The organism is Streptococcus sp. HMSC066F01 (assembly GCF_001837335.1).
GTDB classification, from domain to species: Bacteria; Bacillota; Bacilli; order Lactobacillales; family Streptococcaceae; genus Streptococcus; species Streptococcus oralis_S.
This window is the reverse complement of record NZ_KV832072.1, coordinates 195288-218175: the sequence shown is the minus strand read 5'-3', so window position 1 is coordinate 218175 and position 22888 is coordinate 195288. Positions and strand designations below refer to the sequence as shown.

Annotated in this window: 17 protein-coding genes and 3 tRNA genes; 9 read left to right on the top strand and 11 right to left on the bottom strand. The window is 35.2% G+C overall.

The features are described 5' to 3' along the window. Positions 1-34: 34 nt before the first annotated feature. The 8 genes from mfd to HMPREF2655_RS01315 all read right to left on the bottom strand — a co-directional run bounded on the left by mfd (position 35) and on the right by HMPREF2655_RS01315 (position 10526). Complete coding sequence (mfd, locus tag HMPREF2655_RS01350) at positions 35-3538, bottom strand: transcription-repair coupling factor (RefSeq protein ID WP_070837246.1); 3504 nt, start codon at positions 3536-3538, stop codon at positions 35-37. Then, complete coding sequence (gene pth, locus HMPREF2655_RS01345; RefSeq protein ID WP_049490806.1) at positions 3539-4108, bottom strand: aminoacyl-tRNA hydrolase; 570 nt, start codon at positions 4106-4108, stop codon at positions 3539-3541. A gap of 73 nt (positions 4109-4181) precedes the next feature. After that, entirely contained in the window at positions 4182-5297 is a 1116-nt protein-coding gene (gene ychF, locus HMPREF2655_RS01340) for a redox-regulated ATPase YchF (protein WP_001218700.1), read from the bottom strand. An 84-nt stretch (positions 5298-5381) separates the two neighbouring features. Further along, positions 5382-5576, bottom strand: a complete 195-nt coding sequence (locus tag HMPREF2655_RS01335) for a DUF951 domain-containing protein (RefSeq protein ID WP_000285184.1) — start codon at positions 5574-5576, stop codon at positions 5382-5384. Between the two features lie 64 nt (positions 5577-5640). After that, positions 5641-6777 (bottom strand): DNA polymerase III subunit beta, encoded by a 1137-nt coding sequence (gene dnaN, locus HMPREF2655_RS01330; RefSeq protein ID WP_049478004.1) that lies wholly within the window; start codon positions 6775-6777, stop codon positions 5641-5643. Positions 6778-6935: 158 nt separating this feature from the next. Further along, positions 6936-8297, bottom strand: coding sequence for a chromosomal replication initiator protein DnaA (gene dnaA / locus HMPREF2655_RS01325; protein WP_000660625.1), 1362 nt, complete (start codon positions 8295-8297; stop codon positions 6936-6938). Between the two features lie 216 nt (positions 8298-8513). After that, positions 8514-9272, bottom strand: coding sequence for a ParB/RepB/Spo0J family partition protein (locus HMPREF2655_RS01320; protein WP_000410357.1), 759 nt, complete (start codon positions 9270-9272; stop codon positions 8514-8516). A 57-nt stretch (positions 9273-9329) separates the two neighbouring features. Further along, entirely contained in the window at positions 9330-10526 is a 1197-nt protein-coding gene (locus HMPREF2655_RS01315; protein WP_000681800.1) for a serine protease HtrA, read from the bottom strand. Positions 10527-10711: 185 nt separating this feature from the next. Here HMPREF2655_RS01315 and rlmH point away from each other — a divergent pair, with 185 nt between their 5' ends. From rlmH to HMPREF2655_RS01280, 7 genes are all read left to right on the top strand, one after another. After that, positions 10712-11191 (top strand): 23S rRNA (pseudouridine(1915)-N(3))-methyltransferase RlmH, encoded by a 480-nt coding sequence (gene rlmH, locus HMPREF2655_RS01310; protein WP_000694220.1) that lies wholly within the window; start codon positions 10712-10714, stop codon positions 11189-11191. 43 nt (positions 11192-11234) lie between these two features. Further along, positions 11235-11308, top strand: a tRNA-Arg gene (locus tag HMPREF2655_RS01305). A gap of 164 nt (positions 11309-11472) precedes the next feature. After that, positions 11473-11598: a competence-stimulating peptide ComC gene (comC, locus tag HMPREF2655_RS01300; RefSeq protein WP_008282505.1), complete on the top strand. Its 126-nt coding sequence runs from the start codon at positions 11473-11475 to the stop codon at positions 11596-11598. Between the two features lie 20 nt (positions 11599-11618). After that, positions 11619-12938: a competence system sensor histidine kinase ComD gene (gene comD, locus HMPREF2655_RS01295; RefSeq protein WP_070837244.1), complete on the top strand. Its 1320-nt coding sequence runs from the start codon at positions 11619-11621 to the stop codon at positions 12936-12938. Beyond that, entirely contained in the window at positions 12935-13687 is a 753-nt protein-coding gene (gene comE / locus HMPREF2655_RS01290) for a competence system response regulator transcription factor ComE (RefSeq protein WP_045592607.1), read from the top strand. The genes comD and comE overlap by 4 nt, the downstream gene beginning before the upstream one ends. Before the next feature lie 51 nt (positions 13688-13738). Beyond that, a tRNA-Glu gene (locus tag HMPREF2655_RS01285) sits at positions 13739-13810 on the top strand. A 5-nt stretch (positions 13811-13815) separates the two neighbouring features. Further along, positions 13816-13889: transfer RNA gene (locus tag HMPREF2655_RS01280), tRNA-Asn, on the top strand. 33 nt (positions 13890-13922) lie between these two features. On the opposite strand, the gene HMPREF2655_RS01275 is transcribed toward HMPREF2655_RS01280, so the two are convergent. Next, on the bottom strand, positions 13923-14465 hold the full coding sequence (locus tag HMPREF2655_RS01275) for a TetR/AcrR family transcriptional regulator (RefSeq protein ID WP_000665080.1): 543 nt from the start codon (positions 14463-14465) through the stop codon (positions 13923-13925). Between the two features lie 128 nt (positions 14466-14593). On the opposite strand from HMPREF2655_RS01275, the gene HMPREF2655_RS01270 reads away from it, so the two are divergent. Further along, complete coding sequence (locus HMPREF2655_RS01270) at positions 14594-17248, top strand: YhgE/Pip domain-containing protein (protein ID WP_070837243.1); 2655 nt, start codon at positions 14594-14596, stop codon at positions 17246-17248. A gap of 21 nt (positions 17249-17269) precedes the next feature. On the opposite strand, the gene HMPREF2655_RS01265 is transcribed toward HMPREF2655_RS01270, so the two are convergent. Continuing rightward, positions 17270-19822, bottom strand: a complete 2553-nt coding sequence (locus HMPREF2655_RS01265; protein ID WP_070837241.1) for a YfhO family protein — start codon at positions 19820-19822, stop codon at positions 17270-17272. 61 nt (positions 19823-19883) lie between these two features. Continuing rightward, positions 19884-21506: an ATP-binding cassette domain-containing protein gene (locus HMPREF2655_RS01260; protein WP_070837239.1), complete on the bottom strand. Its 1623-nt coding sequence runs from the start codon at positions 21504-21506 to the stop codon at positions 19884-19886. A gap of 195 nt (positions 21507-21701) precedes the next feature. Here HMPREF2655_RS01260 and trpS point away from each other — a divergent pair, with 195 nt between their 5' ends. Beyond that, positions 21702-22727, top strand: coding sequence for a tryptophan--tRNA ligase (gene trpS, locus HMPREF2655_RS01255; protein ID WP_070837237.1), 1026 nt, complete (start codon positions 21702-21704; stop codon positions 22725-22727). The last annotated feature ends 161 nt before the right edge of the window (positions 22728-22888 follow it).

Sequence of the window (22888 nt, the reverse complement as noted above, 5' to 3'; positions counted from 1 at the left end):
GTACCATTTTTATCCTTTTTATAGAAGAAAAATGTTAAATGAGATTTGCTTCCTTTGATTCTTTTATCTCTAATAAACTTTCTCCAAAAATCAGCAAACCTTCTAAAATTTCATAATCCTTCTTGTTTCGGACATCGAATACAACTTCCATTAATCCCTTATTCTCAGCTATGGCTGCTTTTAAGTTCGTTGCGGATAAAGCTTTAAAATAATCTTGAGCCAAGAATAGTCGTTGAGTGACTTTTTCAAATTGAACTGTAATCTTATTTTCTTTTCTTTCCACACGTTCTACAAAGACCTTGTCAAAATATGACTTGACCAAACCAATCTCTAAAAGGTATGCTACTACGTCTGGGTATTCTCCAAAGCGGTCCATCAACTCTTCTTGTAGTTCTTCATAGTTGACACGATTGTCAATTTGACGAATTTTCTTGTAAATTTCAATCTTATGTCGTTGGTCAGAAATATAAGTATCAGGAAGATAAGCATCAATTTGTAAAATCAACTCAGCATTTCCTTTGATTCTTTTATTCCCATTACCGTTCCGTTTAGCGATAGCTTCCTCTAGTAACTGCGAATACAATTCAAAACCAACAGAATCAATGAAACCAGACTGCGATTTTCCTAGGAGATTTCCTGCTCCACGAATCGAAAGATCTCGCATCGCAATCTTAAATCCTGAGCCTAATTCTGTAAATCCCTTAATCGCTTCTAATCTCTTCTCAGAGACTTCACTAATTGATTTTTCTGGACGATACATAAGATAGGCATAAGCAATACGATTGCTACGACCGACTCTTCCTCTTAATTGATACAAGGTTGACAAACCCATATGGTCTGCATTTTCAATAAATAAGGTATTGGCATTTGGAATATCTACCCCTGTCTCAATAATAGTAGTCGTCACCAAAATATCATACTGACCTTCAATGAAATCAAGTAGAGTATTTTCCAACTGAATTTCACTCATTTGTCCATGAACATACCCAATCGAAGCCTCTGGAATCAACTCCTGTAATTCCGAAACCTTCTGGTCAATCGTGTCAACCTTATTGTAAAGATAGTAAATTTGACCTCCACGCTCCATTTCACGCAAGACAGCATCACGAATGACACTATCATTCTTCTCTAATACATAGGTTTGAACAGGATAGCGATTGGTTGGAGGAGTTTCAATAACAGACAAATCTCGGATTCCCAGCATAGACATGTGGAGAGTACGAGGGATTGGCGTTGCTGTCAAGGTTAGAACATCTACTTGTTTTTTCAGTTCTTTCAAAGTTTCCTTATGCTTAACACCGAATCGTTGTTCCTCATCAATAATCATCAAGCCCAAATCAGAAAACACAACATCTTTAGACAAAACACGATGCGTTCCAATCAAAATATCAACTTGACCATTCTTTAATTTTTCAAGTGTCTCTGCCTGCTCTTTTTTACTTCTAAAGCGACTCAACACATCAATATTAACAGCAAAATTTTGGAATCTTTCCTTAAAATTCGTATAGTGTTGTTGTGCTAACACCGTCGTCGGAACTAGAACAACAACCTGTTTGTGATCATTGACAGCCTTAAATGCTGCACGCATTGCAACTTCAGTCTTTCCAAAACCAACATCCCCAACTAAAAGTCGATCCATGGGATGAGAATCCTGCATATCTCTCTTGATTTCCTCAATACTACGAAGTTGATCATCCGTTTCAACATAAGGGAAGGCATCATCAAAAGCATGTTGATCTTCATCATCAGCTGAGAAAGCAAAACCCTTCAACTGACTACGCTCAGAATACAGTTTTATTAAATCGTCAGCTATATCCTCTACCTGGTTCTTAACTTTTTGCTTGGCCTTTTTGAAATGACCGTCATTTAATTTATTGAGTTTAGGAGGTTTCCCATCACTTGAAACATATTTGGACAGTAACTGAATCTGCTCTACTGGGATGGAGATTTGGTCACCATTTTGATACTGTACACTGACATAATCACGGTGAATCCCTTTGATTTCAATTGTTTCAATCCCTAGATATTGACCAATTCCATGGATATGGTGAACAACGTAGTCCCCTTTTTCAAGTTCATTATAATCTTTTAATCGCTCTGCGTTTGAAGCATGTTGTCTTCGAAAACGACGTTTTAATTTCTTTTGAAAAATCTCATGTTCAGTAATCAAGAGAATTTTTTCATCTACAAAATGAAAACCATGTCTTAGATTACCCTCAATCAAGTTTACAGATTCTTTACAGATACTTGACTTATCTTTGGAATCCAATTTGATCTGGTATTCCTCTAAAACATCTTCCAATGTTTTACTGCCCATTGAATTGCTAGACTGCAAAACAATGGTGTAGTCCATTTTTTTGTATCGCTCAATTTCTTCTTTAAGAAAAGAAAACTGATTGAAAAACTCTTGCATGGGGTATTGATTAAATTGATAAATGTGATCAAATTTGAGGTTTCCTAAGCCCTTTTGCAGATTAGAGAAAAAGGTAACTGGACTTTGTTTTTTATAGGTTTGCTCTGTATCTGCAAAATACTGCATCTCAGAAAATGATTTACCATTCTGTAAATCTTCTGTAAAGTATTGCGCTAATTCTCTTTCAAAGGCTTCATACTGATTCATCAATTTTTGATAGTCATCAAAGAATACTGGTGTATCTTTTTCAATATAATCAAATACAGTCCATGTTTTATCGTAACATAAGGACAAAAACTTTCGACTATCTGAATGTACTTGTTTTTGATGAAAACTTGACAAAATCTCTTCCAAATATGATTTTAAAATTGGTGATAGAGTCTTTGAAATTTGCTTTTCTAAAGCTAACTGTCCTCGTTGATAATCTTTTTCTCTCAAAAGTATGTCGCTAGCTGGAAAGATAGTGAGGTTTGTCTGATTTTCTTTCGATAATTGTGTTTCGACTTCAAAAGTACGAATACCATCTACTTCATCGCCAAAAAACTCGATTCGGAAAGGTTCTAACTGAGATATCTCAAAAATATCTAAGATGTCTCCTCGAATACTAAACTCACCTTGTGTCTGTACTTGAGTAACTTTTCGATATCCAATTTCCTTTAACCGGTGAAGTAGCTCGTGTTGGTCATATTCTTCGCCAACTGCAATTTTTATAGTACTTTCTTTAAATCTAGTCGGAGAAGGTAGAATCAATCGACTCGCTGCGATATTACAAACTAAAATCCCTTTCTTAGACGGATCACTCAAAAAACGCAAGGCCTCAACCCGCGAAATGATTTTTTCTTGCGAAGACATCAAAAACTCTACCATAGGAGAGTCATCTACTAAAAATGGATAGACAAATTCCTCTCCTAAGAGAGAAAGAAGATCACTGATAATTCGTTCTGCTTCTCCATAAGTCGAGGTCAGTAACACAACCTTATTTTCTTTTTCTAGACTGCTTGCAATTGCAAGAGCCTTGGTAGACGTTGATAAACCAAGTATTAGTTGTCTTTTCTTATCTATCAGATTTTGATGCCATTTTTTTATCTGATCATTTTCTGAGAATAAATCTAATAAAGTCACCATTTAACCATTATACCTCTGCATTGTTTTCTCAAAGTTTTTCTCTTGTAAATAGTAGTTTACAGCATCGTCAACCTTGTCAATAGACTGTAAAATACCCACATAGTCATCCTGTTCAAACTTACTTAAAACATGATGAACAACCGACATGCCTTTTTTAGGTCTTCCAATACCTATTTTAACACGGTTAAATACTTGAGTTCCAATATGTTGAATAATAGACTTGATACCATTATGACCACCTGCTGATCCCTTTGCTCTTAAACGAATTTTCCCGACTTCCATGTCAAGGTCGTCGTAAATAACGAGTAAATCTTCAATATCCAAACCATAGTAAGTCAATAAAGCATGAACCGCTTTTCCACTTTCATTCATAAATGTTGTTGGTTTGACCAGATAAATTTTTTCTCCATTGAGGAAAAAAGATGCTAGGTCAGCTTGAAATATCTTGTCATGTGTAAAGGTAACATTTTGTTTTTTGGCCAATTGATCAATCAACATAAATCCAACGTTGTGCTTGGTTTCAAAATATTTATCCCCTGGATTTCCTAATCCAACAAGTAATTTAGTCATTTATTTTTCCTTTCGAAAGCCAAAAGGGTTGGAATTTTTTTCCAACCTAATTGACACTATTTATTAAATGTTATTAAACGTTAAAGCGGAATTCCATGATATCGCCATCTTGAACGATATATTCTTTTCCTTCTTCACGCAAGCGCCCAGCTTCTTTTACAGCCTTTTCAGATCCGTATTTCACTAGATCCTCATATGACATGGTTACTGCACGAATAAAGCCTTTTTCAAAATCTGAATGGATGATACCAGCTGCTTGAGGAGCTTTCATACCACGCTTAAAGGTCCAAGCGCGAACTTCTTTTTCACCAGCTGTGAAGTAAGTTCCAAGTCCAAGTAAGTGGTAAGCAGCTCGAGTCAACTTATCAACACCTGATTCTGTCAAGCCAAGTGCTTCAAGAAACTCTTGCTTATCTTCATCATCTAACTCAGAAATTTCTTCCTCAGCACGCGCAGAAATAACTACTACCTCTGCATTTTCTGTCGCTGCAAATTCTCGAATTTGTTTCACATAGTCGATAGAATCTGGATCTGAAACTACATCCTCATCCACATTAGCAACATAAAGAACTGGTTTAGTGGTTAAAAGGAAGAGACCTTTGACAACCTTTTGTTCCTCATCTGTAAATTCAATAGTTCGAGCTGATTTTCCATCCTCAAGGACTGGTTTAATCTTTTGAAGAACGTTAAACTCTGCTACTGATTCTTTATCTTTTTGCGTACGTGCCATCTTTTCTACACGCGCGTAGCGTTTATTAACTGATTCTAAGTCAGCAAGAATCAATTCTAGGTTAATGGTATCAATATCTGCAAGTGGATCCACAAAGGCGTCTTCACGTCCTTGCTCGCGCATCACATTTTCATCATCAAAAGCACGAACTACGTGAACAATCGCGTCTACTTCACGGATATTGGCCAAGAATTTATTACCTAGACCTTCTCCTTTTGAAGCTCCTTTTACAATCCCTGCAATATCTGTAAACTCAAAGGTTGTTGGAACTGTCTTTTTAGGAGTAATCATTTCCGTTAGTTTTTGTAGGCGTTCATCTGGAACTTCCACCATCCCAACGTTTGGATCAATAGTCGCAAATGGGTAGTTTGCCGCCTCTGCTCCTGCTTTTGTAATTGCATTAAAAAGGGTTGATTTACCAACGTTTGGCAAACCAACGATACCTGCTGTTAAAGCCATAGTTTCTCATTCTCCGTTCTCATTTCAATCCCTAACATTATAACACAAAAAGGGAAAACTTGCTAACCCTCTAACTAAGGGTTCTTAGTCAATAATCTTATTCATTTTTCGTTCAAAATCATAGCGACTCATCATGACAAGGTGGTCACAATTGCTACACTTTATTTTAATATCTGCCCCTACACGTGTAATTTCCCAACGATTAGCCTTTTTGCCTGTTGACTTGATGGTACAAGCGTGTGGTTTTTTCATCTCAACAAAATTTCCAACTTGATACATACTACTCTCCTTTTCTTTTTTGATTATATCATAAAAGAGGCGAGCCAGGCTCAACCTCTTTCACTTAATTTGTTCGAACTGGTGTGATAAGCTGCATGAAATCTTCGTCAGTATCTGCTGGCACAAGAGTAAATGGACGAACTGATGAGATAAAGCTAATAGTCACCTTTTCACTATTTAAAGCCTTGAGGGAATCAATCAAGTAAGTTGGGTTAAAACTAATAGTTAAATCATCCCCGGTCACCTGCTCCGTATCGATTTCTTCGTTTACTTTACCAACCTCTGGAGAGTGAACATGGGCGCTAACAACTCCACCTTTAATTTCAAGCTTCACAGTACCATTTTGAGTCGCACTTGATAAGAGACGTGCACGCTCCATAGATTGACGCAAATTAACCACATCAAAAGTAATTGTAGTGTTAAAGTCTGTTGGAATCAAGCGATCTGTATCAGGATAATTACCTTCTAGGAGACGAGTGTAGAAGCTAATATTTTCGCTTCTAAAGAGGATTTGATTATTTGCAAAGAAAATCTCTACAGTTTCAATATCATCTGTAAATACCGCTGAAAATTCGCGTAGAGAGCGGCTAGGAATCACCACATCGAAATCATCACCATTTTTTTCAAGAGTCAATTTCTTCTGGCTAAGGCGATGAGAGTCTGTCGCAACTGTTTTTAGTTCCTTGTGTTGGCTCAAAACAAAATGGACACCAGTCAAAATTGGACGACTTTCTTGCGTACTTGCAGCAAATGCTGTTTCATTGATAATTTTCTTGAGTAGTTTGGTTTCAAGAACCAAAGGTGTGCTAGCTGAAATTTCTTGGATTCGTGGGTACTGTTCGCTATCTTTTCCTTTTAGAGTAATTTCTGATTTGCCACTTGTTAAGACAATTTGTTTTTGTTCAATCTCTTTAAAATCAAGCGTTACATCTGGAAGACTAGATACAACATTGATAAAGAAAGAAGCTTCTAGAAGAATCGAACCCAGAGAAGTGATCAAGAGACCAGCATCTTCATTCTTTTGAGAAATGAAATTTTCAATAGAAATTTGACCGTTTGAGCCAATTAAAGTAATTCCTTCATTGGTAACGTCAATTTTGATTGTTGATAAAATTGGAATAGCATTTTTAGAGCTTATTGCTCGTTTTGTGGTATTTAAGGCTTGTAGAAATAAATTTTTATTAATTGAAAAATGAATCATGGATTCTCCTTTATTTATTTTTAGTATTAGAAAGTTAATAGTAATAATAGAGTGTGTGAATTCTGTGGAAAACTGAGTGCTATTTAGTAAACTTAAGCTTCTAAGCTTGTTTAAAAAATGTGGATAAAAAAGATAAGAAAGGAAAAGTTATCCACAAGCTACTTAATTTTCTTTTTGATTGCTTCTATTTCTAAACGTAAATTATCGTCTTCGTCAATCAATGATTTGATTTTAGCATGGGCATGAATAACGGTGGTGTGATCCTTTCCGCCAAATTCTTTTCCGATTTTTGGAAGACTGTTATCTGTCAGTTCTCTAGCTAGGTACATGGCAACTTGACGCGCTAAAACGATGTTTTGAACTCGTCTCGTTCCCTTCATTTCTTTGACACTCACTCCATAAAAATTACCAACTTCAGTTTGGATTTTCTCAATTGGAATAACAAGTATCTGGCGGGCGTCTTGCTTACGTGCTCTAATAGCTTCCGCAGCAATATCAATAGTAATATCCTTAATCTTCTTCACTCTGGCAATTAAAGTGATATCGTTGATTGCTCCTTCCAATTCTCGAACATTTGAATCAAATTGACCAGCCAAATATTCCAGAGTATCACTTTGGAAATGGTAATCCAAATGCTCTGTTTTACTTTGAAGAATGGCGATACGTGTCTCAAAGTCAGGAGGAGTGATATTTTGCGTCAATCCCCAGCTAAAGCGCGTGACAAGTCTTTCCTCAAGACCTTCTAGGTGTTTAGGACTTCGATCACTGGTTAGGACAATCTGTTTCTGCTTATCATGAAGAGCATTGAAGGTATTGAAAAATTCTTCCTGGGTCGCGACTTTTTTGCCACTGAGAGATTGGATATCATCGATCAACAAGAGGTCAAGACTACGGTAAGTCTTTTTGAACTTTTCCATTTCTCCAAGTCGCAAGTGTTCAAGAAAGTCATTGATAAAGCTTTCGGCAGGAATGTACTTGACACGCGCATCAGGAATATTTTTCAAAATCTCATTTCCAATCGCATTGAGTAAGTGAGTCTTTCCAAGACCAGGTCCTCCATAGATGAAAAGAGGATTATAGGTCAGAGCTAAATCTTCAGATACCGCTAGTGCAGCAGACACCGCCCAAACATTTCCATCACCTTGAATAAAGTTATCAAAGGTATATTTTTCTTTTAACCCTGTTTCGGAATAGGGAATCGTTGGTAGTGCAGGTGTGTAATCGTAAGTAGAGACACTATTCGTATCATTTACCTGAGGAGATTCTGTGCTCTGAGGTTTAGTGAAAATATAGTGAGGTTTGATTTCAGAATCATAAATTTCAAAACCAGCAGCAATGATAATATCTTTTAATTGCTTTTCCCACACCATTTCCATCTCTGATCTCGGTAGAAATATAGTAGCTGTATTTTCTTCTACTTTGATGAGTTCAGCAGGTGTAGCATAGAAATCATACATAGATCGTGTCAATCTTTCTTGAGCAAATTCTAAAATACGATTCCAAAATTGCTTTTCTTTCAACTAGTTTTCCTCCTTTACTATGATTTTAGTAGTTTAGTGCTAGACTTATTTTACCATAGATAGTAGGATTTTTCCACAGATTGGGGAAAAGAATCCACAATGTTAGTAGTATTTATCCACAGGTTGGGGATAAATAGGAAAATCCTTGATTTAATAGGGTTATTGATAAAAAAATTGGTGGATAAATTTGTGAGTTGAGAAAATAAAAGAACAGCCTTATTTCAGGCTGTTAATAATTCTATCGTATTCTTCTTGACTTGAAAAGGAGATAATAATCTTTCCAGTATCTTTTTTTGAAAGTTTAATTTCTACACTTAAACCGAGTAGTTTTTTTAATTTATCTTCTTCGTCTTTGATGAAAGAATCACTTTTTTTTTGCTTCTTTTGTTTTTTCTCTGTAAGAAGTGCTTCTAGTTTTCTCACAGAGATGTCTTCATTTTTAATTAGTTGAAAGAAATAGTCTTGCTGCTTCTTATCCAAACCAACTAGTGAACGTGCATGCGCTTGAGAAATTTTTCCATTTTCTACTTCAGTTAAGATATATTCTGGTAGGGAAAGCAAACGAATAAAATTAGTGATATAAGGACGAGATTTCCCCATTTTATCTGCTATCTCAGTGTGAGTAAATCCTTTTTCTACTAAAGATTCGTAGGCGCGTGCTTCTTCAACAGGATTTAAATTTTCTCTCTGCAAATTCTCAATGATTGACTGGATCATCATTTCCTGATCTGAGAGGTGCTTTACAACGGCTGGAATAGAGGTCAGACCAGCCAAGAGAGAAGCTCGATATCGTCTCTCTCCTGCAAGGATTTCATAACCAATTACAGGAGATTGACGAACGATGATTGGTTGGATAAGCCCATTTTCTTTGATTGACTGAGCTAATTCCTTTAGTTTATCTGCATCAAATTCTTTCCGAGGTTGGTAAGGATTCTTTTGTATTTCAGAGATAGAAATCATTTCAAATTTTTCCATGATTCTACACTAACATATCTTTTACTTTCTGTAAAGTTTTCTTTACACTGATGTCAATTAAGACTCTAAATCACTAGAATTCTTATCTAGTTTAATTGAGGTTGTTTCCTCCTTACCATTACGGTAGTAGGTTACTTTGATAGTATCTCCAATAGCATGATTGTAAAGAGCGTGTTGTAGGTCTGTTGATGAAGCAATCTCTTTATCGTCAACTTTGGTAATGACATCGTATTTTTGAAGATGTCCATTTGCTGGCATATTGTTTTGAACAGATCGAACAACTACACCTGAAGTGAGGCCACTTGGAATGTTAAGTTTTCTAAGATCACTAGCTCCAACATTTGACAGATTGACCATTTGAATTCCAAGAGCAGGACGAGTCACTTTACCATCACTTTCAAGCTGTTTAATGATATTTTGTGCATCGTTTGAAGGAATTGCAAAACCAAGACCCTCTACAGATGTCCCACCATTACTTGCAATTTTACTTGATGTAATACCAATTACTTGTCCTTGAATGTTTACAAGTGGACCACCAGAGTTACCAGGGTTAATGGCTGTATCTGTTTGAATGGCTTTTGTTGAAATAGCTTGACCATCTTCAGATTTTAGAGAAACATTCCGATTAAGACTTGAAATAATCCCCTGTGTAACTGTATTAGCATATTCTGAACCTAGAGGACTACCGATAGCAATCGCTGTTTCTCCAACACTAAGTTGACTTGAATCCCCAAATTCTGCCACTGTTGTAACTTTTTCTGAAGAAATTTTAACGACAGCAATATCAGAGAAGGTATCAGATCCGACAATTTCACCAGGAACCTTGGTACCATCTGCTAAGCGGATATCAACTTTTGAAGCTCCATTGATAACGTGAGTATTAGTTACAAGATAGGCATCTTTATCATCCTTTTTATAGATGACACCTGATCCCTCACTTGCGATTTGTTGATTGTCTGAATCAGAGTTAGTGTCATCAGCATTAAATACACTACTTTGTCTACTGCTAGAAGAAGAATAAGTAATGATTGAGACAACAGCATCCTTAACTTTATTTACTGCTTGAGTGGTTGAATTTTCATTTTTATAGGATGTTTGAGTGACAGTGCCAGAATTATTATTCGTAGCTTGATTTCCTTGTTTTTGATAAAGTTGCAATGTTACGAAACTTCCTAAGGCACCACTTAAAAATCCGATTAGAATGATTGCAAGAACTTTAACTCCTTTTTTGTAAAATTTTTGTAAGTGTTTCATAAACGCCTCCGTTTGTTATTTATTTACTCAGATTATAAAACTATTAACTTAATCCAAACTTAAAAGCTTAAAGTTTTACACAAGTTGTGGATAACTCGTTTTATTCTGTGAATTCACTAGTAATTTTGAATGATTTTTGTGTGTATAAGATGTGAAATGAAGTGTGGATATGATAGAATAGAAGAATGAAAATAAAAATTGTAACAGTGGGAAAATTAAAAGAAAAATACCTTAAAGATGGTATTGCTGAATATACCAAACGAATTTCACGTTTCGCCAAATTAGAAATGATTGAGCTCACTGATGAGAAGACACCTGACAAAGCCAGTGAATTAGAAAACCAAAAAATCTTGGAAACAGAAGGTGAAAGAATTCTTTCTAAGGTTGGAGAAAGAGACTTTGTCGTTGTACTAGCCATTGAAGGAAAAACACTCTCCTCAGAGGAATTGAGTAAGCAACTAGAGCAAGCTTCTATAAAAGGATACTCAACGCTTACTTTTATCATTGGAGGAAGTTTGGGTCTAGCTCCTGTTGTAAAAAATAGAGCCAATCTTTCTGTCAGTTTTGGACGTCTGACATTACCACATCAGTTAATGAGATTGGTTTTAGTTGAACAAATTTACCGTGCTTTTACAATTCAACAGGGTTCTCCTTACCACAAATAGAAGATTGACTTAGCTCTTGTTTTTTGATAGAATGGTCATGTTAGGTCTCATAGCTCAGCTGGATAGAGCATTCGCCTTCTAAGCGAACGGTCGCAGGTTCGAATCCTGCTGGGATCAATTTTAGATGCGAAGCTGGGATAAATCCCAGCTTTTTTCTTAAAAAAGTGCGTTTCAGGTGCAAAAATGTACAGTTGGGAAGAATTTTTTCTTACATGGTCTTCATTTTGTATAATAGATGTGTAAGTTAACTTACAAGAAAAAATAATACAGGAGATTTCATTATGAAAAATACAGTAAAGTTGGAACAATTTAAAGAAGTAACAGAGGCAGAATTGCAGGAGATTCGAGGTGGAGATAAAAGACTACCTTACTTTTTTAAACATCTTTTTTCAAATAGGACAAAGTAGTAATATTATAGGGTGATAGGATGAGTTTATTAGGATTTGGAATAGTTATTCTTCATATTTTTATTTTAACAATAAGCTATGAATTAATTTGTAAAGTAACTAAAAAAGAAAGATATTTATTTATAGCTTGTATATTTGTATATCAGTCTGTAGCTGAATTTTTCTTTGACTTTATTTCATTAGCTGGGTTAGGGATTGAAAAGTTTATATTTCCTTTTATTCTATATACTTCTATAGTAGTTTTAAAGAAGTATGATAAGCATAAAGGAATGTTTATCAGTTTACTATTGTCTTTATTATATCATAGTACACATACTTTTTTATCAGTAACCCTATCCTCTATAACAGGTGATGCTTTTGTGATAGAACATGAAGTGATGTTTTATTTAGGAGTACTATTACTAACATATTTTATTATTAAAAAAATTATTACTTATTTCCATTTAGAACTTACCTATTTTGATAAAGATTATCTGTATCCTTTTTTTAAAAAAGTAATAGTTGCTTTCTTTGGTTTACATATCTTATTGTTTATTTCAGATATAGTAAGTACAACTCATCATTTAAATAGCTTCGGAAGTATTTTATCAACCATTGTTTTTATTTGCTTGTTATTGATTTTCTTTGCAATGAATTCTCACAAGGTTCAAATTGAAAAAGAGATTGCTCTAAAACAAAAAAAATTTGAACAAAAACATTTACAGACTTATACTGATGAAATTGTAGAGTTGTATAATGAAATTCGAGGTTTTCGTCATGACTATGCAGGGATGCTTGTTAGCATGCAACTGGCGATTGACAGTGGAGATTTACAAGAAATTAACAGGGTTTACAATGAAGTACTAGTAAAAGCAAATCAGAAATTGAGGTCAGAAAAATATACTTACTTTGATTTAAATAATATAGAAGACTCTGCTTTACGAAGTTTAATTGCTCAATCGATTGTCTATGCACGAAAAAATGATGTAGAGTTTACATTGGAAGTAAAGGATATCATTACTAGACTGTCAATAGATTTACTTGATCTTGTTCGTATCATGAGCATTTTATTAAACAATGCTGTTGAAGGTGCTGCAGATAGTTATTTGAAACAAATGGAAGTTGCAGTCATTAAAATGGATTTTGAAACAGTTATAGTTATCCAGAATTCATGCAAAATCACTATGACGCCTTCAGAGGATCTATTTGCCTTAGGTTTTTCTACCAAGGGAAGAAATAGAGGTCTAGGACTTAATAATGTCAAAGAAATCTTAGATAAATATGACAACATTATTTTAGAAACAGAGATGGAAGACAACACATTTAGACAAATTATTAGATTTAAGAGGGAATTCGAATGAAAGTATTAATTTTAGAAGATGTTATTGAACATCAAGTGAGACTAGAGAGAATATTAAATGAAATATCGGAAGAATCGAATATTCCTATTTCATATAAGACAACAGGAAAAGTTCGTGAGTTTAAGGAATATATCGAAAATGATGAAGTAAACCAGCTTTATTTCCTAGATATTGATATTCATGGAATCGAGAAAAAAGGATTTGAAGTGGCTCAGTTTATCCGTCATCACAATCCTTATGCTATTATTGTTTTTATTACCAGTCGATCTGAATTTGCTACCTTAACGTACAAATACCAGGTATCAGCCCTAGATTTTGTTGATAAAGATATCAATGATGAATTGTTCAAAAAACGCATCGAGCAGAGTATTTTTTACACTAAGAGCATGCTGCTTGAAAACGAAGATGTTGTAGACTATTTTGATTACAACTATAAAGGAAATGATTTGAAAATTCCTTACCATGACATTTTGTATATCGAAACCACAGGAGTTTCTCATAAACTTAGGATTATTGGTAAGAATTTTGCTAAAGAATTCTATGGAACTATGACAGATATTCAGGAAAAGGACAAACATACCCAGCGATTTTATTGCTCCCATAAATCTTTTCTTGTCAATGTGGGAAATGTGAGAGAAATTGATCGAAAGAATTTAGAAGTTGTCTTTTATGAAGATCATCGTTGTCCAATTACTCGTTTAAAAGTCCGCAAACTAAAAGATATTCTAGAGAAAAAAACTAAAAAGTGATTGACAATTAGTAAGAAATTGATATAATGGTTATATCTGCTACAGATAGATGGTCCGTTGGTCAAGGGGTTAAGACACCGCCTTTTCACGGCGGTAACACGGGTTCGAATCCCGTACGGACTATTTTATCCGCCATAGCTCAGTTGGTAGTAGCGCATGACTGTTAATCATGATGTCGTAGGTTCGAGTCCTACTGGCGGAGTCAGATAAAAAGAACACCATTGGTGTTCTTTTTTTAGTTTACATCACCTAACATTTTCATAAGGAAGTCTGTCATTTCTTGCGGACTTTCTTTTTTTCCGTGAGCAATCCAAGTCTGGCAAACACCAAATAGGGCATTTGTTAGATAAATACTGCTGTATTCTAATTCTATTGGAGTGAGTTGTAGTTTCATAAAGCGTTTCTGAAGGTCGGTGCTAAGCATAATGTGAAGCTTATTTCTCAAGAAATTTTGGATTTCTTTTGTTCCATTTTCAGACAAGAGAGCAGCTAATAGTGGTTCAGACTCTAAATATTCAAACACTTCTAAAATAGCATCTCTTTTGTGATGAGCATGTTTTTGGAAAATATACTCAAAGGTATGAAATAGCTTACTTTGGTAGAGTTCAATCATATCATACTTATCCTTGTAGTGAGTGTAAAAGCTGGAACGACTAATTCCGGCTTTTTCTGCTAACTTGACAGTAGAAATTTGATCAAAGGGCTGGTCCATCAATAATTGAACCATGGCATTTTCGATAATTCGTTTTGTTTTTAAACGTTTGTTACTTTCTTTCATAATTTCTCCTCGTACACAAAAATAGACTATATGTCTAAAAAAGTATTTTTTATCTTGTAATTTAGATTTTTTAATGTATAATCTATTATATCAAAATTTTAGACAATATGTGTAAAAAAGGAGGAAATATGTTTAAAGAATGGAAAGAAATTTTTAAAAAACCGACCTTTATCATTGTAATGATAGGAATTTCTCTCATTCCAGCTCTATACAACATTATATTTTTATCGTCCATGTGGGATCCATATGGTCAAGTATCGGAGTTACCTGTGGCAGTTGTCAATAAAGATAAGAAAGCTTCTTATAATGGACAGACTATGACAATTGGTGAAGACATGGTGTCTAATTTAAAAGAAAATAAGGCTTTAGATTTTCACTTTGTTAATGAAGAGGAAGGGGAAAAAGGGCTAGAAGATGGTGACTACTACATGGTAGTGACTTTACCAAGTGACTTATCTGAAAAAGCTACTTCTATCCTAACGAATCATCCTGAACAGATGCAGATTGATTATCAGACGTCAAGTGGGCATAGCTTTATTGCAAGTAAGATGAGTGATTCTGCAATGACACAATTAAAACAAACTGTCTCTACTAATGTTACGGAAACATACACTAAGGCTTTATTTCAAAAAATGAATGATTTGAAATCTGGAATAAATAAGGCAGCTGAAGGAAGTGAACAATTGGCTAATGGAGCCGATCAGTTGGTGACGGGAAGTCAAACGTTGACGACAAATCTTAATACTCTAGCTAATTCAACTGTAACTTTTTCAAATGGAGCGGATCAATTTACAAAAGGCTTATCTAGCTATGTGTCTGCTATAGAGCAATTACATATTGGTTTAGGAACTTTTAATAGTGGTTTACAAAGTTATACAAATGCTGTCTCGCAAGTTGACACTGGACTTGGTCAATTAGCTTCAAAAACTCCTGAGTTGGTGACAGGTGTAAATCAGCTAAATACAGGTATAAAGTCCTATACAGGTGGCGTTTCACAACTGGATACAGGTCTCAATCAATTTTCAGTTGGTGTAAATGCTTATACAAGTAGTGTAAAAGAACTTTCTAACGGAACAAGTCAATTATCCAATCGATCAGATACACTAAGAGATGGAATGGAGCAATTAAATACTGGTATTAAAGAAATTTCAAGCCAATTAGAGTCCTCATCTCAACAAAGTGAAGAAATAGCGCAAATGGCAACAAGCTTAGGAGAACTAAATAAAACACTACAAGCTCTTAAAATATCAGATAATACTCAACTGAAAAGTACATTGTCAGAAGCTTTGCCAAATCTAACAACTCTTGCTCAGGATATTGTGACAAAAAGTCAGACAGAACAAGAGAAAACTATTGCTAACCTTCAATCAACAGCTACTTATCAATCTCTTACAGAGGAACAAAAGAAAGAACTGACAGAAGCTATTTCTAAAAATTCTAATTCTACTATTGAGTCAGCAAAAACAATTTTAACGACAGTAGGGGGATTAAAAGAAAGTATAGAGAATTCAGAACAACAAGTATCTAATCTATCTGATGTGCAGACGAAAGCAAATAAACTCTTACCTGCAGCATCTAGCTCCTTGACAACATTGTCAAATGGATTTACAACATTACAAACTTCTGTAAATAATCAGTTAGTTCCTGGAAGTCAGTCAATTGAAAAAGGTGTTGTAAACTACACTAAAGGATTGGATACTATTTCTATTGGTGCTAATCAACTAAGTGAAAAGAATACAAGTTTAACAACTAGTCTAGATAAATTAGTTTCTGGATCAAGTAAGTTGACAGAAAATACATCAACCTTGACAGCTGGAGTAGATGCGTTAGCTGGAAAAGCTCCAGAATTAGTATCAGGTATAGAAAGTTTGTCATCTGGTTCTGCTCAATTGAATAATAAGAGTCCAGAGCTGATAGCAGGTCTTACTACATTACAATTTGGCTCTGGTCAATTAACAGACAAATCAACACAGTTACTTTCTGTAGCATCCCAACTAGGAAGTGGCGCTATGAAGATAGCAGATGGTGCTGGAAAACTATCTGCTGGTGGAACAATCTTAACCTCTAGTCTTGAAGATTTACAGACAGGAGTTGATTCATTAGGACAAGGATTAGGCAATGCTAATAATCAACTCAAATCAGCTTCGACAGAATCTAAAAATGCAGAAACATTATCTGAACCTCTAGTTCTCTCAAAAACAGACAATGACCAAGTTCCTGTGAATGGGATTGCCATGGCTCCTTATATGATATCAGTTGCTCTTTTTGTTGCTGCTATATCTACCAATATGATTTTTGCTAAGTTGCCTTCTGGACGTCATCCAGAGAGCCGTTGGGCTTGGTTGAAGTCTCGTTCTGAAATAAATGGGATTATAGCTGTCTTAGCAGGTGTTTTAGTTTATGGAGGTGTCCATCTTATTGGATTGACTGCGAACCATGAGATGGGGACCTTGATTCTAATTATAATCACAAGTTTAGCTTTCATGTCTATGGTGACAGCTTTAACAACTTGGAATAGCCGTATTGGAGCTTTCTTCTCTCTTATTTTACTTTTATTACAGTTAGCATCAAGTGCAGGGACCTATCCCCTTGCTTTGACAAATGATTTCTTCAAAGGTGTCAATCCTTGGTTACCAATGAGTTATTCTGTATCAGGCTTACGACAAACAATCTCTATGACAGGAAATATTCATCACCAAGTGATTTTCCTTATTATAACACTAGCTTTCTTTACTGCTTTAGGTATGCTAGCTTATCAACCCAAGAAAATGGAAGAAGATTAAAAAGATTGGCCAAGGAATTGGTCAATCTTTTTCTGTCTTAGATAAATTTCGTCTGTGATTATAGATCCCAAAAAGAAGAAGGGCAGTTAGTGAGCAGGCTGCTCCAATAACAAAACCATTGGGGATAAAGGAAAGTGTAATGGTGCCTTTTCCTTTTGGAACATCAACTTTCATAAAACCAGTCTGAGCCTGCTTGATTTCAAGTTTTTTCCCATCTTGGTATGCAGACCAACCTTTGTCATAAGGAATAGTGAAGAAAATAGAGGTATCTTGTTTTACTTCATATGTAGCAAAGACTTTATTTTTAGAGGTGGATACTTCTACAGGTTGTTCTTTAATCTTTTGAATTGCCTCAGTAAGAGCCTGAGTATCTAAACGATAGAAGGTTGGAGATTCAAATGACACCTGAGAATTTCCAGGGAAACTAACACTGATATTGAAAGTTTGTCGTTCTTCAGTATAACCCAAATTAAAGAAATTAAATGCATTGTCAGTTGTAAAAGTCTTTTTTTTTCCATTGACAATGATGTCAACTTTCTTTTGCTTATCGTTTGTAAAATGAAGATTTGAAAAAGAGAGATAGACTTGACTATTTTGAGGAACCTCAATTTGATAATCAATCTTTGCATCTTCATTCGCAGAACCTGTGATGCTCGTTAAACCATCTGAAGTATCTGTTTTATCAGATGCTATTTGGGAGAAGTAATCCATGTTGAGATTAGCAAGCTGGTTTATAAATAAAGCCTGATTATCTAGAGTGTGATTATTAAAGTTTACATCGGTGTAAATAGATTGAGTGGCAAAGGCAATGGGTAAAGAGAGTTGATTTTTATATAAGGTTAAATGATCCTTTTGATAAATCTCTTGAAAGCCATACTTATCAAGTGAAGTTTCAGAAATATTGTACTGGATTCCAAATAAACTATCTGCTAAAAGACTATTATTTGCATAACGGAGATTGAGGTTAGTTCCAGAGGATTTGAATCCCAGTTTATCCAAACTAGTGCTAGCTGAACGATTTCGTACAGACGAAAATTGAGAGATTCCATTGTAGTTAAATTTCATACTGTCATTCCCAGTCTGAATTTGCAGTTTTTCAGTACGTGTAAATGAATTGTCAATTTGGTTTAGAATGGATTCCATAGCGGTGATATCTCTATTATAGGCGCTACGAGAAGCAAAGGCCCATTCTTTAGCTATTCCTTCCATTTGAGATGATGCATTTAAGCTTATCTCAGCTATTATAAATAAAGACAAAAGAATTGCAAATAGATTTACAGAGATAAATTTTCTAATGACTGCAAGAAGTAAAAGAGCATAAACTAGTAGAAATTCAAGAGTGAGCAGGATATTCAAATCAGTTAGAAAAGAATAGTGCGATTTAAAATAGATAGTAGCCAAAAATCCTGTTAGTACAAGAAAAAGTGAGACAAATAGATTCCAGAGCTTCAGTTCTTTCAGACGATTTAAGACTTCTGCTGCAGTATAAATTAACAGAGTGGAAAAAATCCAAGCATAGCGATGCAAAAACATATTTGGGGTATGCATCCCTTGCCAAAATAAATCAAGTGCTTCTATGTAAAAGCTTGTTATTAAAAAAATAAAGAAAATTGCATAAGTAAGTTTCACGTGAAACCTTATGGATTTTATTGTGAAAAATAGAATGGTCAAAATAAAAGGAAGCAATCCAACAAAAATCATTGGTATAGATCCATACTTAGTTGTATCAAAAGATCCAATGAATTGTTTTGCGAAAATATCCAGATAGCAGCTACTATCTGTCTTTAATTTTGTGATGGCAGTCAACTTCTCTCCATGAGTTTGTAAATCAAACAGTGTAGGAAGAGTCATAATCAAACTAGCCATTCCAGCTAAAAAGGAGGTAACAACAAAATCAAGAAAAGATGATTTTCGAGTTTTAAAGTCCCAAGAAATTTGGCAGAGATACCAGAAAATAAGAAACAATGCTGTCATATACCCAAAATAATAATTTTGAATAAATAAGATTGACAAACTTGTAAAGTATAGTAGGCGCTTCTTTTGTGTTATAAGTAGGTGTAAACCAGTTATAATTAAAGGAATCAAGATAAAAACATCTAGCCAGGTTTTAATCTCTAACTGACTGACAGTGAAGCTCATTAAAGCATAGGAAGTAGATAAGGCAAGTTTTAAAAATTTTGGGATATCTTTAAATAATCTAGTCAAACTAAAGAAGGTTGACAGACCAATCAATCCAAATTTTAAGAGAGTGGTCAGATAAACAGCATCTGGCATATTCGACAGATTAAAAAAGTAAACCAGAGGTGAGAGAAAACTACCCAAGTAATAACTAGATAGAGCATAGAAATTCAGTCCGAGGCCACTTGTAAAGGTGTAAAACAAACTACCATTTCCATGTAAAATATTTCGTAAAGCCACATCAAAAATAACGTATTGATGGAAACCGTCTCCTAATAGTGGAGATGTATCGCTATTCCAGTAGATACCTTGAGTTAGGTATACTCCAGTCATAATTACTAAAGGAATGATGAAAGAAACAAAATAGGTCCAATATGTTTTAAAAAATGATTTCATGTTACCTCGTAGAATGATAGAAAACTCAGTTGGTTACCCCAACTGAGTTTTGAAGTCTTATTTAATCTTTCCAAAGTTCTTTAACTTTTGCTTGTACTTCTGCATTTTCTAGGAATTCATCATAGGTTTCATCGATACGATCAATGACGCCATTCTTAGACAAAACAACGATATGGTTTGCTAAAGTTTGAATGAACTCGTGGTCATGACTGGCAAAGATGATTGATTCTTTAAAGTTTTTCAATCCATCGTTCAAGCTTGAGATAGATTCCAAGTCCAAGTGATTTGTTGGATCATCAAGTACAAGGACATTTGATTTCAAGAGCATGAGTTTTGAAAGCATGACACGTACTTTTTCTCCCCCTGACAAGACGTTTACAGGTTTGTTAACCTCATCTCCAGAAAAGAGCATACGACCGAGGAAACCACGTAGGAAGGTATTGTCATCTTCTTCTTTACTTGCAAATTGACGTAACCAGTCAAGGATTGACTCTCCTCCTGCAAAATCAGCCGAGTTGTCTTTTGGCAAGTAAGAACGGCTAGTAGTAACTCCCCACTTGACAGTTCCTTCATAGTCAATGTCACCCATAATTGCACGAATTAATGCAGTCGTTTGGATGTCATTTTGTCCAATAAGAGCTGTCTTATCACCTGGACGCAAGATGAAACTAATATTGTCTAGGATAGTTTCGCCATCAATCTTTACAGTTAGATTTTCTACTGTCAAGAGATCATTACCAATCTCACGTTCTGCTTTAAAGTTGATAAATGGGTATTTACGACTAGAAGGAACAATTTCTTCTAATTCAATCTTGTCAAGCATTTTTTTACGAGACGTTGCTTGTCTTGACTTAGAAGCGTTGGCAGAGAAGCGAGCAACGAATTCTTGCAATTGCTTAATTTTTTCTTCTGCCTTGGCATTACGGTCTGCTAGCAATTTAGCAGCAAGCTCAGAAGATTCCTTCCAGAAGTCGTAGTTTCCGACATAGAGTTTGATTTTTCCAAAGTCAAGGTCGGCCATATGAGTACACACTTTGTTTAAGAAGTGACGGTCGTGGGATACTACAATAACGGTGTTATCAAAGTCAATCAAGAAGTCTTCTAGCCAAGTAATAGATTGGATGTCCAACCCGTTGGTCGGCTCGTCCAAGAGAAGAACGTCTGGTTTGCCAAAAAGTGCTTTAGCAAGGAGAACCTTCACTTTTTCACCATTGGCCAATTCGCTCATGTTTTGATAGTGCAATTCTTCTGGAATGTTTAGGTTTTGAAGTAATTGAGATGCTTCACTTTCTGCCTCCCAACCTCCAAGTTCAGCAAATTCACCTTCGAGTTCGGCTGCACGAACACCATCTTCATCGGAAAAATCTTCCTTCATGTAAATGGCATCTTTTTCTTTCATGATGTTGTAAAGTTTTTCATTTCCCATAATGACGACATCAATAACTCGCTCGTCTTCATAGTCAAAATGATTTTGACGGAGAACAGAGAGACGTTCATCTGGACCAAGAGAGATGTGACCAGTTGTTGGCTCGATATCACCAGCTAAGATTTTTAAGAATGTAGACTTCCCAGCACCATTAGCACCAATCAATCCGTATGTATTTCCTTCTGTAAATTTGATATTGACATCATCAAAAAGTTTGCGATCACTAAAACGTAGTGAAACATCAGATACTGTAAGCAATGTTTTTCTCCTATAATATGTAATATATTTATTCTACTAGAAAAGAGAGAAATATTCAAATTTTTGTTTGTCAATTTTATGTCAATTAAGTTTACAGGTCTGTTTACAATGAGTTAGTTGTTTGATTTAAATAATTTTCTGTTATTTTAACAAAAAAATGCTATAATTGAAGAGACAATTTCGAAGGAGAAAAAAATGACGAAACCCATTATTTTAACAGGAGATCGCCCAACAGGAAAACTGCATATTGGACATTATGTTGGGAGTCTTAAAAATAGAGTATTACTGCAGGAAGAAGACAAGTATGACATGTTTGTTTTTTTGGCGGACCAACAAGCATTGACAGATCACGCCAAAGACCCTCAAACGATTGTAGAATCGATTGGGAATGTTGCCTTAGATTACCTAGCAGTTGGATTAGATCCAAGTAAATCAACTATCTTTATTCAAAGCCAAATTCCAGAGTTGGCTGAGCTGTCTATGTACTATATGAATTTAGTGTCACTAGCACGTTTAGAGCGCAATCCTACAGTGAAAACAGAGATTGCTCAGAAAGGGTTTGGAGAAAGTATTCCGACAGGATTTTTGGTTTATCCGATTGCGCAAGCAGCTGATATTACTGCCTTCAAGGCTAATTATGTTCCTGTAGGAACAGACCAAAAACCAATGATTGAACAAACTCGTGAGATTGTTCGTTCCTTTAATCATGCTTATAACTGTGATGTTTTGGTGGAACCAGAAGGTATTTACCCAGAAAATGAAAGAGCGGGTCGTCTACCTGGTCTAGATGGAAATGCTAAAATGTCTAAATCCCTTAATAATGGTATTTATCTAGCAGATGATGCGGATACGTTGCGTAAAAAAGTCATGAGTATGTATACAGACCCGGATCATATTCGTGTTGAGGATCCAGGTAAGATTGAAGGAAACATGGTTTTCCATTATCTAGATGTGTTTGGTCGTCCAGAAGATGCTCAAGAAATTGCGGACATGAAAGAACATTATCAACGTGGTGGTCTTGGTGATGTGAAGACGAAACGTTATCTACTTGAAATATTAGAACGGGAACTTGGTCCTATTCGTGAGCGCCGTATCGAATTTGCTAAGGATATGGGAGAAGTGTACAATATGCTTCAAAAAGGTAGTGAAAAAGCGCGTGAGGTTGCGGGGCAAACCCTATCTGAGGTTAAAGGAGCAATGGGACTAAATTATTTTAAATAATAGATAAAATATGAATCATAAAGCTATCTCTTCCATAGGATCACAGGGATAGTTTTTTTATGATTTCTACCATAAATATAATTGACAAATTTTCATAGAATGGTATGATAGATACAATACAAAAAGAGTCAAGCTCAAAAAGAAAGAAAAGAGGAAACTTC